Raw genomic sequence first — 17,815 nt, 5'->3', positions numbered from 1 at the left:
TCAGGCGACGTTGAGGCGACGCCCCCGATTCCAGGCCAGGAACGGGACGCCGGAGAGCAGTCCGGCGAGGGCGGCGCGCGTCTGGTGGCAGCCGTTCACCGACACCCGGGGCAGGGCCTGGAGATGGCCGGCATGCTCGGCGAAGAGGTGGCCCGGCCGCGTGGTCACCGCCGTCGCGAAGCCCATCTCCCGCGCCAGCGCGAATTCCCGCGGGCCGGCGGAAGATGGGTCTCCGACCGGGTAGGAGAGGTGTCGCACCGGTCGGCCGAGTTCCGTCTCGATCCGCGCGCGCCCCTCGGCGATCTCGCGCGATGCGAACGCGGCGGCGTGCTTGGCCAGCATCGGGTGGCTGACCGTGTGCGCGCCGACGGTGACGGCCGGGTCGACGGCGAGGTCGCGCAGTTCGTCCCAGGACAGACACAGATCGGCGGCGAGGCGCCCCGGCGGGAAGCCGGCCTGCCGGCAGAGGGCGGCGATCCGCTCGAGGAGGTCCGCCTCGTCGCCGTGGCGCAGGTCGCGGTACAGAGCTTCGAACGCCAGCGCCTTCTCCTGCGGGCTGCGCGCCGGAAGGTCGAGACTCCGCGCACCGATCTCGATGCGCACCCGGTCCAGCCGCGCGATCGCCCGCTCCAGTTCGACCCACCACAGCCGGCCGGCCTGATCGGCGAAGCCGCTGGTGACGAACAGCGTCCACGGCGCGCCGTGGCGGGCCAGCACGGGACGGGCGTGCACGACGTTGTCGCGATAGCCGTCGTCGAAGGTCAGGACGGCGAAGGGCGGTCCGTAATCCGGCTCGGCCAGCCGCTCCGGCACCGCATCCAGGCCGATGATCTCGAAGCCGCGGGCGTCGAGCTCGCGCAGGGTGAGGTCGAGGAAGTCCGGGGTGATGCCGAGCAGCCGATTCGGCGCGAAGGCCGGCACCGGGTCGGGGCTGACGTGGTGGAACGTGAGGATCACGCCGAGGCCGCGAGCCGCGGGGCTGAGCCAGCGGTCTGCCCCCAGCGCCTGGATCGCGCGGAAGCCCGACGCGAAGACCCGATGCTTGGCACGCGACGACAGCATGGCCCTGAACCGTTCGGGCCCGAGGCCCAGCGCGGCACAGCCTTGGCGTGCCGGGGTAAACAAACCCGAAAGCATGCGCAGCGGCGCTCATCGCAAGCTGTCATTAGCCACGACTGATCTTTGCCGGACCATCCGGCACCGGGATCATACCATCGTCGATTGAAGTCACGGGCTGTTCAGTCGCCTCCCGTCAGGGTTGGGGCGCCACGGGACCGTGAGCGGTCCCCGGGAGATCAGGTCATGGCGGTCGGTGTCCAAGTAACGGGAACGGACATGGTCGATACGCGCATCGCCGGGGGGCTCGTCGCGGAGATCATCCCGGACCTCGCCGCGGCCGAGGCGCTCTGGCGGCGCCTCGAGGCCGATCCGGCGAGCCTCGGCACACCCTACCAGCGGTTCGACTGGATCGGCGCCTACCTGCGGGCGACGGGGCAGGCCGAGCGCGCGCGCGTCGCGGTCCTGCGGGACGCGGACGGCCGGCCGCGCATCCTCATCCCGTTCACGCTTCAGCGGGAGCACGGCCTGCGCCTCGCGCGGACGGTCGGCGACACCCACGCCAATTATCACTTGCCGCTCTTCGCCACCCGCGGCGCGGCGGCCATCGCGCCCGGCAGCATCGTCGCGGCCCTGATCCGCGCCGGCCGCGCTGACGGGATCGACGCCTTCGCCCTGAAGCATCAGCCCCGGATGTGGGACGGGGCGGCGAACCCGCTCGCCGCCAGCGGCGAGGCGGAGGCCAGCGACGCCTACGGCCTCATGCTCGGGCCGGACCCTGAGGCAACCGTACGCCGGGCCTTCAGCGCGGATGCCCGCAAGAAGCTGCGGTCCAAGGAGAAGCGCCTCGTGGAGGCGCACGGCGCGATCACCTACCGCCGCGCCGAGACCGCCGACGAGGCGGCGCGCCTGCTGGCGGCGTTCTTCGCGCAGAAATCGGCCCGCTTCGCCGGCATGGGAGTGTCCGACCCCTACGCCGACCCCGCGATCCGGGCCTTCCTGACGGCCGCGGCGACCGGCGCCGAGCCCGCGGTGGAGCTGTACGCCCTGTGCCTCGCCGAGAGCGGCCGCGTCCTCGCGACCTTCGGCGGCGCCGTCAGTGAGCGGCGCTTCAGCGGCATGATGACGGCGTTCGACGGCGACCCCGAGATCGCCCGCTACAGCCCCGGTGACTTGCTGCTCCAGCACCTGGTGCGCGATCAGACCGCGCGCGGCCGGCAGGGCTTCGACCTCGGCGTCGGTGAGGCCCGCTACAAAGCCAGCATCTGCGACGAGACGATCGGCCTCGTCGAGACCATCATTCCGGTGACCCTCCGGGGCCGGATCTACGGCGCGCTCCGCCGCGGCCTGAACCGCACGAAGCGGCGGATCAAGCGCGACCCGCGCCTCTACGCCGTCCTGAAAAAGCTCCGCACCCTGCGCCGATCGTGACCGGCGTCCCGGCCTAGGCGGCGTTGAGGCGCAATTCCGCCCGGGCGTCCGCGACCTCGGATGCGGCGGCACGATCCTGCGCCACTAGGATCTGCCCCGCACCGGCCTCCTCGGCCAGGGCGTAGAGGTCGGCCAGCGCCGGATCCTCGGCATCGGCGTTCGACGCGATGACGACGCTGTCCATGAAACCGGCGACCAGCTCGAGGAGGTCGACGGCCCGCGGCGCAGCGTAGAGCCGGCAGATCACCCAGTCGTAGGCCTCGGCCATGGCCTCGAAGGTCAGCGCCAGAGCATCCAACTCGTCGAAGAGGACGGCGGAATCCTGCAAGCCCGCCTCGATCCGGTGATAGCCGCTGTCCCGGCGGGCCTGGATCACGTCGAGGAAGGCGGCTTCGCCGGCGACGAGGTCGGAGAAGCCGAGCCCTGCCGTACCGTCGTGCGGCAGGTTCAGGTCGACGGCGACGAGGCTACCCTCGCGACCCAGGGCGCGGGTCAGGGCCTCGGGAAGCGTCGGGACGCCGCGTCGATCCTCGGTCTCGACGATCAGGATCCGGCGACCGGCCTGCGCCTCCGGGGCGCGGGGCGCCGCCGCGATCCGGGCGACGAGGGGCGCGAGATCGAACGTGTCGGCGCTGCGGATCGCCGTCGGCGCGACGGGCGCCGTCTCGGCGGCCGTCCGCGGAGGCTCGGACCAGTGCGCGGCCGGCGTCGCTTCCGGGAAGGTGAAGGACGGCCGATCCAGCACCGGCTCGCAGCGCCGGCGATCGTCCGCCGGGTCGCCGTCGCGGTCGCCGGCGGGGCGGCCGGACTCCGCGAGCAGCGCGCTGGCGATGACGCCGCCGACCGACAGCATGAGCGTCAGCAGGGTCGCGAAGGCGACGATCGGCAGCTTCTTCGGGAAGGACGGGAGCTCGGGCGTCACGGCGCGGGAAACGATGCGGGCATCGGCGGGCGTCGCGGCCTCGCCGTCGCGCGCCGCCGCCTCGCGATAGCGGCCGAGATAGGACTCGAGCTGCTCGCGCTGCGCCTTCGCCTCGCGCTCCAGCGCCCGGAGCTGGATCTCGCTGGCATTGCCGCGGACGACGACGTCCTGCTGGCCGTCCACGGCGGCCTGGAGGCTCTCGACCCGGGCCCCGGCGATCTTGGCATCATTCTCCATCGTGCGCACGACGCGCTCGGCCGAGGCCTTGATCTGCGCGTCGAGGTCCTCGAGCTGGGCGTTCAGCTCCTTGATCCGCGGGTGGGCCGGCAGGAGGGTCCGAGACTCGAGGGCGAGCTGCGCGCGCACGGCGATCCGGTTCTCGACGATCCGGCGGATCACCTCGTTGTTGGCGACGTCGGGGATCTCGAAGGCGCGCCCGTCCTTGATCAGATCCTTGATGGCCTTCACCTTGCCGTCGAGGTCGGCCTTCAGGCTCCGCGCCGCGGAGAGCTGACTCGACAATTCGCCGAGCTGCTGGGCGTTGAGCGGCCGGCCGGCAACGCCGGTGCTGCCCACGAGGCCGTTCCTGGCGCGGAACGCCTCGACCTTGGCCTCGGCCTCGGCGACGCGGTTGCGCAGCCCGTCGATGTTGCCGCCGAGCCAGGTGGAGGCGTACCGGGCGGTGTCGACCTTATCGGCTTCGAGCGAGCCGATGTAGAGCTTCGCGATGGTGTTGGCGGCCTCGGCCGCGAGCTTCGGATCCTTCGCGCGGAACTCGATCGTCAGGATCCGCGACTTGCCGGCGGGATAGACCAGCAGGTGATCGAAATAGGCGTCGAGCACCCGGTCCTCTGCGGGGCGGTCGAGAGGATTGGCGCCGATGCCGAGCATCATCAGAACGCGCTGAACCGCGCCGATGCTGCCCGCACCGGGATCGAACTCGGCGTTGCCGACGAGCTTGAGCCGGCGGATCGCCTCGCGGGCGAGATCGCGGGACATGGCCACCTGCACCTGGCTCGCCACCGCCTGCTCGTCGATCGGTGCGAGCTGGTCGCCGCGCTCCTGCGCGGTCCGGGCGAAGGCCGGGTCGCGGCTCTCGAGGAGAACCTTCGCCTCGCCGGTGTAGCGGGGGCTGACCACGTTGACGAAGACGCTCGCGCCCAGGGCAACCACCAGGGTCGGCCCGACGATCCAGCCGATCGAGCGCCGCAGGATCCGCGGCAGCTGCGCGAGGCCGAGGCCTTCCTCGGCGCGCGGCTGGGGTCCGGGTACGGCATAGATCGAGCGCTGACGGATCGTGGACATGCGGACGCTCTGAACGCGGAGACAAACCGAACAGGCATTACTGCCGTCCCGCCGCCATTAGTGGATGTTAAGGTTGCTCAAGAGTTAAGGCGCGCGGGGACCGGTGGCGGGGCAATGCCGGCCGAACGGCGATCAAGGTTCATTAACCTTAACGGCCTAGATCATCCCGCAACTGCATCCATGACGGCGATGGTGATGAACCGGCGCGCTCTGCTCCTCGCACTCGGCTCGACTCTGGCGCTCGGCGGTTGCCTGCGACCGAGCTTCCGCACCGATCAGCTCGATGCCACCGGCACGGGCTCGATCGCGGCGCGGTACACGCTGGCGGCCGGCGACAAGCTGCGGGTGATCGTGTTCGGCCAGGACAACCTGTCCAACATCTACGCGGTCGACGGCGCCGGGCGCATCGCCATGCCGCTGATCGGGACCGTGCAGGTCGGCGGCCAGACCACCGCGCAGGCCGCCAAGGCGATCGAGACGAAGCTGGCCGCCGGATACGTGCGCGAGCCGCACGTCACCGTGGAGGTGGACGCCTACCGGCCGTTCTACATCCTCGGGGAGGTCACGACATCCGGCCAGTACCCGTTCGTGAACGGCATGACCGTCGAGACGGCGGTCGCGATCGCGGCCGGCTTCGGCCCCCGGGCCGCGCGGGACTACGCTGTCCTGACCCGCGATGCCGGCGGCTCGCTGATCTCCGGGATCGTGCCGATGACCTACGCGGTCCGACCGGGCGACACGATCGTCATCAAGGAACGATTCTTCTGAGCGGCGCCCCGACGGTCACTGGCCACTCTGCCACGGGTTGATGACCCGCATGGCGGTCTTCTGCGCCGGGATCGGCGTCGCCACCTCGGGCATCGGCTGACGCGCGCGCGCCATCATCCGGCGCGCCTCCTGCGCGGGCACCGCACCGACCGGCGTGAACAGGCCCGCCAGGACCTTCCGCGTGCCCCGGCTCACGAAGCGCGAGTTCTGAACCGGCTCGAAGTCTCGGATCGCGTGGCGCTTCTCGGGATTCCCGGTGAAGACCCGGGCACCGGTATTCAGAACCACGATGTCACCGGGCCGCAGCGTCTCATCCTTGAGGAGCGCCGCCGTCGCGCCGGCCTTCATGTCGATAGGCGTCTGGCGCTCGCTGATCTCCCGCTCCTTCACGCGGATCTTGAGCGGGAGCGCCGCGTAGCGGGTCTGGAAGCGTCGGCGCGCCGCCCCGAGCCGCGGGGTGGCGTGGCGGCCGAAGGCGCGGCCCTCGAAGGCGGGCGCCGGGGCAGGGGCCGGCTGGGCCTGCTGGGCGGGCGGCCGGGCGCCGAACAGCATCTCGAGGAAGCCGACCTCCGCGGCCTGGGCGCGCATCGCCGTTCCGGCGAGGAGACCGCCGGCCGCCATGACGGCCAGCAAGCTGCTCGTGCGAAGCCTCATAGCACCCTCCGGAACCGACGCCCGACGTGAGCATCCGACCCTCAACCGCAAGGCGTACTGGAGGGTTCCGGATGATTTAGAGTCTGCTCAGGAACGACGGGCAGTGGCCCGATGGTGCAGGATTCGACGCTTCCGACGACGCCATCGCGGCGCGTTTGGGCACGGAGAACGCGGGCTAGCCCGGCGCCGACTGCTCGCCCTCGCCGATGCAGTCGAGCGCGCGCTCGACGGCGCTCACCGCATCCAGGAGGTGCTGCACGGTGCGCTCGACCTCGATCGCCGGACGCCCCATCGCGGCGGCGCGGGCGCTCACATCCTCGAGCTGCTCCAGCAGGGCGAGGAGATCACCGGCCACGGTCACAACTTCGCAGCGAGCGAGACGCGTGACGGTCGGGCGCGGACGGAAGGGCAAGACGTTGCTCATCGCGTGGGTTGTCGCCCGAAACGACCGGGATTCGCCAGGGGGCGAGGACCGGACTCAACACGAATGACCGCCCCTATCCGCCGCAATCCCGACGTGTGGTGCATTTTCCGTGGCCGCTGCGCATCGGAGACGGCAGAACCGATTTACATCTTGCGCGCGACCTTGACGGACGCTCCGCCGCGCTGACCATGCCGCCAGACGCCCCGTGAGGGTTCGGTCCGGCCCTCGCCGGGTACGGCCCGGCCACGGCCCGCATTCAGGATCGACGATGCGCTTGACCCTTCTCGCCCTCTCCGCGCTGACCCTCGGCGGCCTCTGCGCCTGCACCACCAGCGAGGGCCCGGATACCCGCAGCGGCCTCGCCGAGACCTTCAACCTCGACAACTACCGGGCGTCCCGGAACACCAACGGCACGCAGACCCGCCGCGACGTGAACCGCGCCTACACCCAGCCGACGCTGCCGACGATCGGCAACCGCGGAATGTGAGGCGCGCGGCGCGTCACCGCTTGGTGAGCGCGTCCGCGAATGTGGCGATCCGGTTGCGGGCGTAGACCGGCAGGCCGGCGCTGATGGAATTGCCGGTGTTGAAGCTGGAATTACCCATCAGCACCTGCGCCGGGAGCAGGTTCTTGAGCACGGGCACGCGGGCGTACTCTGCCTTGCGGTCGAGCACGTCGCCCTTGATCGCCAGCGCCATGTAGGCGGTGACCACCGTCTTGGTCGGGTCGTTCGGCATCGGCTGGAGCACGGCCAGGAACTTGCCGAAGCGCAGGATCTGGTTGACCCAGAAGATCGTCTGCTCCAGGCCGCCGGTCACCGCGGTATCGATCTTCGTGAGCGCCCTGAGCCGGTCGCCCTGGTCCGGCCCGAGCACCCGCAGCTCGCTCTGGAACGAGACGAACTCGGCGATCTTCTTGGCCGAGCCCTCCTCCAGCTTGTTGGCGAGTTTCACGCCGAGCGGCAGCTTGCCCTCCAGGTCGTAGCGCGACTCGATGCAGGCGCCCGCGCCCTCGCACCACGCACGGTCGGGCCGCTTGGCGAAGGCGGCGGCCGGATCCTTGTTGGGCGTCACGTCGGCGACCGCCAGGGTGTGGTGCTTGATCGCCGGATCCATTTTCTGGACGAAGGCGAGGTTGGCGAAGGCCTGGAGGTCGATCGCCTCGGGCGGTCGCGGGACGACGAAGCGTCCCTCGGCGACGTAGACCTTCAGGGTCTCGTGCCGCGGCTTCGTCACGCCGTTCACCGTCACGGTGTAGTCCGGCTCCTTGTAGCCGGGATAGGGGGCGAGCGCCGCCGCCTCGGCCGGCCGCGCCTTCAGCCAGTCGAGATACGGGATCAGGCCGTTCTCCGGCGCCGACGGGTTGTCGCGGTGGTCGGTGAACAGGATCTGGCCCGGCTTGATCGCTGCCGGATCGACGGCGGTGACGGAGGGCACCTCCTTGATCCGCTCCGGCCCGGGCGCCGGGGCGGTGTTGGCGGCGGGCGTCTGAGCGCGGGCCGAGGTGGCCGGGAGCGCGACCGTGAGGGCGGCCGCCAGGGCCGCGGGAAGCTGCTGGCGCAACGGGATTCTCGTCTGTCGGGGAGGGCTGTCAGTAACCGGGGTCTTCGCCGAACAGGTAGTCGGGATCGCGGCGGCGCGGGCGGCGCACGTCGTCATCCCCGCCGAAAGGCGAGCGACTCGTCTGCCCCGGCCACGGCTTGTAGGGATCCTGCCCGTAGAGATCCACATCGCCCTGCGCGCGGCGGCTGCGCGGCGCGGGACGCTCGCCGAACGGATCCAGGAAGTCGGATCGCGGCCGCTCGCCGGTCATGTTGCCGTAGTAGTCGCCGGCGACGCTCGCGCCGTCGTCGGCGCCCGCGAGATCGCCGTCCTGCGCGTCGGGCCGCATGGCGTAGAGCGTCTCGCGGGGCACGAGGCGGTACTGCGTGTCCGCCATCTGCCCGTCGCCGCTGGTGCGGAAATGCTCGAGGAAGCCGCCGCCCGCGACCCGCACGCCGCTGCGCGGGTCGATCGGCAGGTCGGCGATGAACGGGCGCGCCTCGGGGGAGGGGCCTCGCAGCGGCGTCTTGGCGACGCCGTTCGCCCAGGCCGCCTGCAGGATCGCCGAGGCGATCGGCACCGAGACGTGGCCGCCGGTCTGGCCGCGGCCGAGCGTCTTGCGGGTGCCGTCGGCGTTGTCGTAGCCGACCCAGACCACGACGCTGATCTCGTTGGTCAGCCCGGCGAACCACGCGTCGTTCTCGTTCTCGGAGGTGCCGGTCTTGCCCGCGACGTAGGCCGAGACCTTCGCGAGCGCCGCGGCGGTGCCGTGCTGGGTCACGCCCTGCAGCATGGTCTTGAGCTGGTAGAAGGCCACGCGGTCCGCCGACGCGATACGCACCGGCTCCTTGGTCGCGTGCGTGTAGAGGGGCTTGCCGTCCCGCTCGACCGACTCGAGCGCGTAGGGGGCCGGACGCGCGCCCTCGTTGGCCACCGCCGCGTAGAAGCCCGCGAGGTCGAGCATCCGCACCGGCTGTGCGCCGAGCACGAACGGATAGTAGGGCTCGCACTCGGCGTATATCTGCGCCTCGAGGGCGATATCGCAGACCCGCTTCAGGCTCGCCGGCGCCTTCGGGGCGATCCCGCCCTGGAGGAGCCGGGCGGTGACGAGGTTCTTGGAGAATTCGAGGCCGCGCCGGAGGGTCGTGGGCCCCGAGCCGCCGCCCTCGTAGTTCTTCGGCGACCAGGAATCGCCGGTCCCACCGATCGGCGGCAGGGTCACGGCGGAATCCATCACCAGGGTGTTCGGCTGCAGCCCGCCGTTGAGCGCGGCGAGATAGGTCAGCGGCTTCAGGGTCGAGCCGGGCTGGCGCACCGTCTGGGTGACCCGGTTGAGCTGGCTCAGCGGATAGGAGAAACCGCCGGCCATCGCGAGGATCCGGCCGGTCCGGTTCTCCATCACCAGGGCCGCGCCCTGGACGGTCGGCCGGACGCGAAGCTGCGCGCGCGGGCCGCCCTTGCCGGCACTGATCTTCACCCGGACCACGTCGTAGAGTTGCAGCTTTCCGCGGGCGATGCCGGGGTCGAGGAAGGCGGTGCGGCCGTCGGCCAGGCCGACCTTCGTGCCGCCGCGGCCGGTCTCCAGTACCACCGCCAGCGGCCAGTGGACGTCGTAGAGCACCGGGCGGGCGCTCTCCAGCGCCAGCAGCCACGCCGGCTTCTTCTGCGGCACGGCCGCGACCCTCTCACCGCGGCGCGGTTTCGCGTCCGGCTTGGCGTCGAGTTTCGCGGCCTCCGGCCGCGCGCCGGTGACGGCCGGCGCGGCCGAGGCGGAGGCCTCCGGTGCCGGGGTCGCGGCCTGGATTCGGCGGACGCTGTCGGCGAGGTTGAGTTCGGGCCCCGTGAAGACCTGCCGGCCGGTGCCGCGCTCGTAGTTGGCGAGGCCGTCCTGCAGGGCCTCCTCGACGGCGCGCTGCAGGCCCGCGTTGATCGTGGAGCGGACGGTCAGGGAGCCGGAAGTCAGCGAATCCACCCCCGCGAAGGTGCGGGCCTCCCGGTTGAGGAAGTCCACCACGTAGAAGCCGGAATCGCGCCGCGCGGTCTCGATCGGCTTCAGGCCGAGATCGGCCTTGATCGCCGCGTTCATCTCGGCCTCGGTGATCGTGCCCTCTTCCTTGAGGCGAGCGAGCACGTAGGCGCGCCGCTCCCGCGCCCGGTCGGGATACTTGTCGGGACTGTAAAAGTTCGGCCCCTTGGGCATGCCGGCGAGGAGCGCCGCCTCCGGCAGGGTCAGCTGTCCCACCGGCTTCCCGAAATAGCTCTGCGCCGCCATCTCGATGCCGTAGGCGCCGCGGCCGAGATAGATGCCGTTGAGGTAGAGCCCGAGAATCTGCGGCTTCGTGAGGATGCGCTCCAGACGCGACGCAACGATCATCTCGCGGATCTTGCGCTCGTAGGTGACGTCGTCGCCGACCGAGAGGTTCTTGACCACCTGCTGGGTGATGGTCGAGCCGCCCGCAGGCCGCCCCGGCGAGGCGAGGTTGGCGATGAAGGCGCGGATCACACCGCGCTCGTCGATGCCGTGATGGGTCTCGAAGCGCTTGTCCTCGGCGGCGATGAAGGCCTTCTGCACGAGGTTCGGGACGGCGGTGATCGGCACCACGATGCGGCGGCCGTTCGGCTCCGACGCCTCCGCGAAGGGCTTGCCGGCGCCGTCGAGGATCCGGGTCATGCCCGGCAGGGCCTTGTCGCGCAGGGCCTCGGCGCTGGGCAGGTCCTTGGTGGCGTTGTCGTAGAACTCGATCACCGCCTTCGCGTCGAAGGGCGAGTTCGCCGGGTTCTCGCCCTTGCAGAACTGCTTGTAGCTCGTGTTCAGCTCGTTCAGATCGAGCCCGTGCAGGATCTTCGGCGCGGCCGGCCCGGCGACCGTCGACGGATCCTCCATCGCGGTGGTGATCAACTCATCGAGATTGATGTCCTCGATGTCGAACGCCTTGCGCATGTGGGCGCAGCCGTCGCGCAACAGGCGCACCACCTCCGGGCCGTCCGTCGCGGGATCGAACTGCGTCCGGACCGCGTCCGGCCGTGTCGTGACCTGGCTCAGCGTCAGGGCAGTCGCGAACAGCTTGATCAGGATGGCGTTCATACGGGCCGGGTTCGGGGGACGCGACGGGGCGGGCGCGGACCTTTCGGGAGCGCGCCTGAACAGGGCGTGCACAACGCGGCTGATTTAAGGTGACGCCGAACGGCAACGCTTTGGCCGGCTCCCACGTTCGTCAGGCGCGACGACGCCGGGGGGCCCATGATCAACGACCTGTGGTACAAGAACGGGATCATCTACTGCCTGTCGGTCGGCACCTTCATGGACGCCAACGGCGACGGCATCGGGGACTTCGCCGGACTCGAGCGACGCCTGGACTACATCCAGGGACTCGGCGCCACCGCGGTCTGGCTGATGCCGTTCCAGCCCTCGCCCAAGAAGGACGGCGGCTACGACATCGCCGACTATTACGGCGTCGATCCGGATTACGGCTCGCTCGGAGACTTCGTCGCCTTCGCGCACGCCGCTAAGCAGCGGGGCCTGCGCGTCCTCATCGACCTCGTGGTCAACCACACCTCCGACCAGCACCCGTGGTTCCAGTCGGCGCGGTCCGACCCGGACTCGCCCTACCGCGACTGGTACGTCTGGTCGAAGGAGCGGCCGGCGACCGCCGACGAGGGCATGGTCTTTCCGGGCGTGCAGGAGACCACCTGGACCTACGACGCGAAGGCCAAGGCGTGGTACTTCCACCGCTTCTTCAACTTCCAGCCGGATCTCAACACCGCCAATCCGGAGGTGCTCGCCGAGATCCTGAAGATCATGGGTTTCTGGATCCAGCTCGGCGTCTCCGGCTTCCGCATGGACGCGGTGCCCTTCGTCATCGCCGAGAAGGGCGCCCATGTCGGCGGCAAGCCTCGCGAGCAGTTCGAGATGCTCCGCGACCTGCGCGAGTTCCTCCAGTGGCGCCAGGGCGACGCCATCATCCTGGCCGAGGCCAATATCCTGCCGAAGCAGGACCTCGACTATTTCGGCGACGACGCCGACCGCATGCACATGATGTTCAATTTCCAGGTCAATCAGGCGACCTTCTACGCCCTGGCGGCCCACGATGCCCGGCCCCTGGTCAAGGCGATCGAGCAGACGAAGCCCCGTCCGCTCTCCTGCCAGTGGGGCATCTTCCTGCGGAATCACGACGAGCTCGACCTGGGGCGCCTCACCGGCAAGCAGCGCCAGAGCGTGTTCGACGCCTTCGGCCCCGAGAAGGGGATGCAACTCTACGACCGCGGCATCCGTCGCCGCTTCGCGCCGATGCTGGCGGGCGACCCGCGCCGCATCCGGCTCGCCTACTCGCTGATGTTCACCCTCCCGGGAACGCCGGTCCTGCGCTACGGCGACGAGATCGGGATGGGCGACGAGCTGGCATTGCCCGAGCGCGACTGCGCCCGCACACCGATGCAGTGGACGAGCGAGCACCAGGGCGGCTTCTCGACGGCCGAACGGACCGTGCTGCCGCTGATCGATCACGGGCCCTACAGCTACGCGCACGTGAACGTCGCCGATCAGCGCCACGAGGAGGGCTCGCTGCTCAACTGGATGCAGAGCATGATCCGGCAGCGCAAGGAGGCGCCGGAGATTGGCTGGGGCGACGTCGTCGCGATGGAGACGGAGCGCCCCTCGGTCCTGGCACTGCGCTACGAATGGCGCGGCAACGCCATCCTGTGCGTCCACAACCTCGCGCCGGAGCCCGTCGAGGTCGCGATGGCGTCGGGATCCCCTGATCCGGAGCACGACATCCTCGTCGACGTGCTCACCGGCTCGCGCAGCGAGGTCGGTGAGGACGGCCGCCACTGCCTGTTCATGGAAGGGTACGGCTACCACTGGTTCCGCGTCGGCGGGCTCGACGCGCTGCTGAAGCGGCGGCCGGCGTGAGGGAAACCGGGGCCCGGCTCGCCCTCGGCCGGCCGACACGGTAGGACACCTCCGAGAGGTGGGACATGGCCCGGACGAAGCACTACCCCCCGGACGCGACGATCGCCGACGTCCTGCCGGACCTCGCCGACGGTGAGGACTACCTGCGCCAGGTGCTCGTCACCATGCGGATGTGCCAGAAGCATTACGGCGACGCCTGGGTGCGGATCGGCGTGACCGGCCGATCGCCGACGCCGTCTTACCGGATCGACCGGCCGGACGAGACGGCGCGCGGCGACGGGACCGTCGAGGCGGGGAAAACCCTGTTCGGGGCCTATGGCGGACGGTCCCACGACCGGTTCACGCAGGTCAACGCCGTGGAGACCCGCTGGAGCTCGCGGGCGCTCGGCATGACCGAAACGCTGGCGCTTCACGACGGACTGCGCCGCCACAGGGGCGACGTGGCCTGAGCGTCTCGCACAGGGTGCCGCCCACCCGCGTTCTGCGGTAGACTCGGGCCGAGAGCGTCGGGAGCGACGCTGCCAACACGCGGGACGACATGCCAGGTACGCCACGCGCCGGGATCATCCCGGTGACGCCCTTCCAGCAGAACTGCACCCTGATCTGGGACGACGCGACCAAGGTCGGCGCCGTGGTCGATCCCGGCGGCGATCTCGACCGGATCGAGGCGGCGATCCGCGAGCAGGGCGTCACTGTTGAGAAGATCCTGCTGACCCACGGCCATGTCGATCACGCCGCCGGCGCCGACGAGCTGCGCGAGCGCCTCGGCGTGCCGATCGAGGGTCCGCATCAGGCCGACAAGTTCCTCCTCGATTCCCTGCCCGAGACGGCGGCCAATTACGGCCTCGGCGCCGCCCGACCCGTCACACCCGACCGGTGGCTCGACGAGGGCGATGCCGTAACGGTCGGCGGGCTCGCCTTCGACATCCTCCACTGCCCCGGCCACTCGCCCGGCAGCGTCGTGTTCGTGAGCCGGGACGCGCGCTTCGCCCTCGTCGGCGACGTGGTGTTCAAGGGCTCGGTCGGCCGCACCGACCTGCCCGGCGGCAACCACGAGCAGCTCATCCACGCCATCAAGGAGAAGGTCCTGCCGCTGGGCGACGACGTCGCCTTCATTCCCGGCCACGGACCGACCAGCACCCTCGGCGCGGAGCGCGTGTCCAACCCCTTCCTGCAGGATTGACGCGCATGGACAGGCGCCACATCGGCCGCTCCGACCTGACGGTCGCGCCGTTCTGCCTCGGCGGCAACGTCTTCGGCTGGACGGCCGACGAGGCCGCGTCCTTCGCGATCCTCGACCGGTTCGTCGAGAGCGGCTTCGACTTCATCGACACCGCCGACGTCTACTCGCGCTGGGCCCCCGGCCACGTCGGGGGCGAGTCCGAGACGGTGATCGGCAAGTGGCTCGCTGCCCGGCCGGGTGCGCGCGACCGGATCGTGCTGGCGACCAAGGTCGGCATGGATCTGGGTGAGGCCGGCCAGGGCCTCTCGGCGGCCCATATCGAGCGGGCCTGCGAGGCCTCGCTGCGGCGCCTCGGGGTCGACCGGATCGACCTCTACCAGTCGCATCTCGACGACGCGACGGTGCCGCTGGAGGAGACCCTCAGGGCCCACGAGCGCCTGATCACGGCCGGCAAGGTCCGGGCCATCGGCGCCTCGAATTACACGGCGGCGCGGCTCGCGGAGGCGCTGGGCATCGCGGCCTCAGCGGGGCTGCCGCGCTACGAGTGCCTCCAGCCGGATTACAGCCTCGCCCAGCGCGGCTACGAGGCCGAGCTGGAGCCGCTCTGCCGCGCCGAGCAGATCGGCGTGATCGGCTATTTCTCCCTGGCGGCCGGCTTCCTCACCGGCAAGTACCGGAGCGCCCGGGACGCGGCGGGGCGCGCGCGCGAGAATCGGGTGGCCAAGTACCTCAACCCGCGCGGCCTCGCGCTGCTCGACGTCCTCGACGCGGTCGCGCAGGCTTGCGGCGCCAGCCCGGCCCAGGTGGCGCTCGCCTGGATCATCGCCCGCCCGGGCATCACCGCGCCCATCGCGAGCGCCACCTCGGTGGCGCAGCTCGACGAGCTCCTCGGCGCCGTCCGGCTGACCCTCGCGCCCGAGGCGATCGACCGCCTGGATGCGGCGAGCGCGGGCGGCATCGAGGGCTAACGCAGCGTTAAGCGGCGGGCGTCACAAAAGCGACGGGACGGGCCAACCGCGGACCCGTAAAATCGTGCAATCTCAACGCGGAACCCCTATATCAGGCGGACCAAGCGAGAGTTCAGGCGCGGGCGCCCGACGGCGCATCTGCCACCGCCGCGATCAGGCCCGCCTGCCCGAGGAAGTTCATGGCCGACACCCCCCAGACCGAGCCCGCCGTCTACGGCGCGGAATCCATCCGCGTGCTGAAGGGCCTCGACGCCGTCCGCAAGCGGCCCGGCATGTATATCGGCGACACGGACGACGGCTCAGGCCTCCACCACATGGTGTACGAGGTGGTGGACAACGCCATCGACGAGGCGCTGGCGGGCCACGCCGACCTCGTCACCGTGACCCTCAATGCCGACGGCTCCTGCACCGTCTCCGACAACGGGCGCGGCATCCCGGTGGACATCCACAAGGAGGAGGGCGTCTCGGCGGCCGAGGTCATCATGACCCAGCTGCACGCCGGCGGTAAGTTCGACCAGAACTCCTACAAGGTCTCCGGCGGCCTGCACGGCGTCGGCGTCTCGGTGGTGAACGCCCTGTCGTCGTGGCTGCGCCTGCGCATCTGGCGCAACGACAAGGAGCACGCGATGGAGTTCCGCCACGGCGACGCCGTGGCGCCCCTGGAGGTCATCGGACCCGGGAACGGCCGGCGCGGCACGGAAGTCACCTTCCTGCCCTCGACCGAGACCTTCACGATGATCGAGTTCGACTACGCGACGCTGGAGAAGCGGCTGCGCGAGCTCGCCTTCCTCAATTCCGGCGTCCGCATCGTCCTGACCGACGCCCGGCACGCCGAGAAGAAGCGCGAGGAGCTGTACTACGAGGGCGGCATCGAGGCCTTCGTCCGGTACCTCGACCGCTCCCGCAAGCCGATCGACGGGATGACCAGCCCCGTGGTCGTCAGCTCCGAGCGCGACGGGATCCGCGTCGAGGTCGCGTTCTGGTGGAACGACTCGTTCAACGAGACGGTCCTGCCCTTCACCAACAACATCCCGCAGCGGGATGGCGGCACCCACATGGCCGGCTTCCGCGCGGCCCTGACCCGTCAGGTCACCGGCTACGCCGAGTCTTCGGGCATCGCCAAGAAGGAGAAGGTCTCGCTGACCGGCGAGGATTGCCGCGAGGGCCTCACCGCGGTGATCTCGGTGCAGGTGCCGGACCCGAAATTCTCGTCGCAGACCAAGGACAAGCTCGTCTCGTCCGAGGTGCGCCCGGCCGTGGAGAACGTCCTCAACGAGGGCCTGTCCACGTGGCTGGAGGAAAATCCGAGCCAGGCGCGGTCGGTGATGGGCAAGGTCGTGCTGGCGGCGTCCGCCCGCGAGGCCGCCCGCAAGGCGCGCGAGACCGTGACCCGGAAGGGCGCGCTCGACATCGCCTCGCTGCCCGGCAAGCTCGCCGATTGTCAGGAGCGCGACCCGACCAAGTGCGAGATCCTGCTGGTGGAGGGCGACTCCGCCGGCGGCTCGGCCAAGCAGGGCCGCGACCGGACCTTCCAGGCCGTGCTGCCGCTGCGCGGCAAGATCCTGAATGTCGAGCGGGTGCGCGCCGACCGGATGCTGTCCTCCGCCGAGATCGGCACCCTGATCACGGCGCTGGGCGCCGGGATCGGGCGCTCCTCCACGGACCGGGAGGGCTTCAACCCGGAGAAGCTGCGCTACCACCGCATCATCATCATGACGGACGCGGACGTGGACGGCTCGCACATCCGCACGCTGCTGCTGACCTTCTTCTTCCGGCAGATGCCGGAGCTGATCGAGCGCGGCCACCTCTACATCGCTCAGCCGCCGCTCTACAAAGCCGAGCGCGGCCGCCGGGCGATCTACTTGAAGGACGAGCGCGCCCTCGAGGATTACCTGATCGACCAGGGCACCGAGGGCGCTGTCCTGCGCCTCTCATCCGGCGCGGAATTCGCCGGCGCGCAGCTCAAGAGCCTCGTCGAGGAGGCCCGGACGTTCCGGAGCATCCTGCAGGGCCTGCACACCCGCTACGACCGCTCCGTGGTCGAGCAGGCGGTGCTCGCCGGGGCCTTCGATGCCGAGGCGGCGTCGCGGGCGGGCGAGGCCGAGGTGCTGGCCGACATGACCGCCCGCCGGCTCGACGCCATCGCGGACGAGATCGAACGCGGCTGGCAGGGCGAGTCGTTCGAGGGCGGCTATCGCCTCAGCCGGACGCTCCGGGGCGTCCGCCAGGTCTCGATCCTCGACGCCGGCCTGATCACCTCGCAGGAGGCCCGGCGCCTCTCCGAGCGAGCCGACGCCTTCCGGGAGATCTACGGCGAGCCGGCCACGCTCATGCGGAAGTCCGACGAGACCGTGCTCCACGGGCCCGTGGCCCTGTTCGAGGCCGTCATGGCCTTCGGCCGCAAGGGCCTGCAGCTCCAGCGCTACAAAGGCCTCGGCGAGATGACCGCCCAGCAGCTCTGGGAGACCACCCTGGACCGCGACGTGCGCTCGCTGCTGCAGGTCAGGGTCAAGGACGTCACCGACGCCGACGACCTGTTCGTGAAGCTGATGGGCGACGTCGTCGAGCCGCGGCGCGAGTTCATCCAGGAGAACGCACTGAGCGTCGCGAATCTGGACGTTTGAGGCGTGCATTGTAATTTCTCAGTAAAGCAT

14 protein-coding genes are annotated in these 17,815 nt (G+C 70.5%); 8 read left to right on the top strand and 6 right to left on the bottom strand.

Translation table 11 applies throughout. The annotated features are described in order from the left end of the window. The gene (locus tag ME121_RS01415; protein WP_029358503.1) at positions 1-1,062 is read right to left on the bottom strand and encodes a polysaccharide deacetylase family protein; all 1,062 of its coding nucleotides are present in this window, start codon (positions 1,060-1,062) and stop codon (positions 1-3) included. A 273-nt stretch (positions 1,063-1,335) separates the two neighbouring features. On the opposite strand from ME121_RS01415, the gene ME121_RS01410 reads away from it, so the two are divergent. Further along, positions 1,336-2,487, top strand: coding sequence for a GNAT family N-acetyltransferase (locus tag ME121_RS01410; protein WP_245337752.1), 1,152 nt, complete (start codon positions 1,336-1,338; stop codon positions 2,485-2,487). A gap of 13 nt (positions 2,488-2,500) precedes the next feature. Here ME121_RS01410 and ME121_RS01405 read toward each other — a convergent pair whose 3' ends face one another. Then, positions 2,501-4,714: a GumC family protein gene (locus tag ME121_RS01405; RefSeq protein WP_059408158.1), complete on the bottom strand. Its 2,214-nt coding sequence runs from the start codon at positions 4,712-4,714 to the stop codon at positions 2,501-2,503. Positions 4,715-4,903: 189 nt separating this feature from the next. Here ME121_RS01405 and ME121_RS01400 point away from each other — a divergent pair, with 189 nt between their 5' ends. Then, a complete protein-coding gene (locus ME121_RS01400; RefSeq protein ID WP_024827735.1) occupies positions 4,904-5,482 on the top strand; it encodes a polysaccharide biosynthesis/export family protein in 579 nt (192 codons plus the stop codon). A gap of 15 nt (positions 5,483-5,497) precedes the next feature. Here the strand turns inward: ME121_RS01400 and ME121_RS01395 are convergent, their stop codons facing one another. Together ME121_RS01395 and ME121_RS01390 are read right to left on the bottom strand one after the other, a co-directional pair. Next, complete coding sequence (locus ME121_RS01395) at positions 5,498-6,136, bottom strand: hypothetical protein (RefSeq protein ID WP_012317332.1); 639 nt, start codon at positions 6,134-6,136, stop codon at positions 5,498-5,500. A 175-nt stretch (positions 6,137-6,311) separates the two neighbouring features. Continuing rightward, positions 6,312-6,560 carry a hypothetical protein gene (locus ME121_RS01390; protein WP_012317333.1) on the bottom strand — a complete coding sequence of 83 codons (249 nt, stop codon included), beginning with the start codon at positions 6,558-6,560 and terminating at the stop codon, positions 6,312-6,314. Positions 6,561-6,828: 268 nt separating this feature from the next. Here ME121_RS01390 and ME121_RS01385 point away from each other — a divergent pair, with 268 nt between their 5' ends. After that, positions 6,829-7,047, top strand: a complete 219-nt coding sequence (locus ME121_RS01385; RefSeq protein WP_059408156.1) for a hypothetical protein — start codon at positions 6,829-6,831, stop codon at positions 7,045-7,047. A 13-nt stretch (positions 7,048-7,060) separates the two neighbouring features. Here ME121_RS01385 and ME121_RS01380 read toward each other — a convergent pair whose 3' ends face one another. Together ME121_RS01380 and ME121_RS01375 are read right to left on the bottom strand one after the other, a co-directional pair. Beyond that, positions 7,061-8,122, bottom strand: coding sequence for a hypothetical protein (locus tag ME121_RS01380; RefSeq protein WP_024827733.1), 1,062 nt, complete (start codon positions 8,120-8,122; stop codon positions 7,061-7,063). Positions 8,123-8,150: 28 nt separating this feature from the next. Then, entirely contained in the window at positions 8,151-11,186 is a 3,036-nt protein-coding gene (locus tag ME121_RS01375) for a penicillin-binding protein 1A (protein WP_059408154.1), read from the bottom strand. A 156-nt stretch (positions 11,187-11,342) separates the two neighbouring features. Between ME121_RS01375 and ME121_RS01370 the strand changes: the two genes are divergently transcribed. From ME121_RS01370 to gyrB, 5 genes are all read left to right on the top strand, one after another. Beyond that, positions 11,343-13,010, top strand: coding sequence for an alpha-amylase family protein (locus tag ME121_RS01370; protein ID WP_059408152.1), 1,668 nt, complete (start codon positions 11,343-11,345; stop codon positions 13,008-13,010). Between the two features lie 65 nt (positions 13,011-13,075). Continuing rightward, positions 13,076-13,459 carry a hypothetical protein gene (locus ME121_RS01365; RefSeq protein WP_012317338.1) on the top strand — a complete coding sequence of 128 codons (384 nt, stop codon included), beginning with the start codon at positions 13,076-13,078 and terminating at the stop codon, positions 13,457-13,459. Positions 13,460-13,548: 89 nt separating this feature from the next. Continuing rightward, positions 13,549-14,193: an MBL fold metallo-hydrolase gene (locus tag ME121_RS01360; protein WP_012317339.1), complete on the top strand. Its 645-nt coding sequence runs from the start codon at positions 13,549-13,551 to the stop codon at positions 14,191-14,193. 5 nt (positions 14,194-14,198) lie between these two features. Further along, positions 14,199-15,161 carry an aldo/keto reductase gene (locus ME121_RS01355; protein WP_012317340.1) on the top strand — a complete coding sequence of 321 codons (963 nt, stop codon included), beginning with the start codon at positions 14,199-14,201 and terminating at the stop codon, positions 15,159-15,161. 179 nt (positions 15,162-15,340) lie between these two features. Then, positions 15,341-17,785: a DNA topoisomerase (ATP-hydrolyzing) subunit B gene (gene gyrB / locus ME121_RS01350; RefSeq protein WP_012317341.1), complete on the top strand. Its 2,445-nt coding sequence runs from the start codon at positions 15,341-15,343 to the stop codon at positions 17,783-17,785. Positions 17,786-17,815 lie beyond the last annotated feature (30 nt).

This window comes from Methylobacterium sp. ME121 (assembly GCF_000974725.1).
GTDB classification, from domain to species: Bacteria; Pseudomonadota; Alphaproteobacteria; order Rhizobiales; family Beijerinckiaceae; genus Methylobacterium; species Methylobacterium radiotolerans.
Note: the sequence above shows the minus strand (reverse complement) of the source record. Positions and strands in the feature narration are given on the sequence as shown.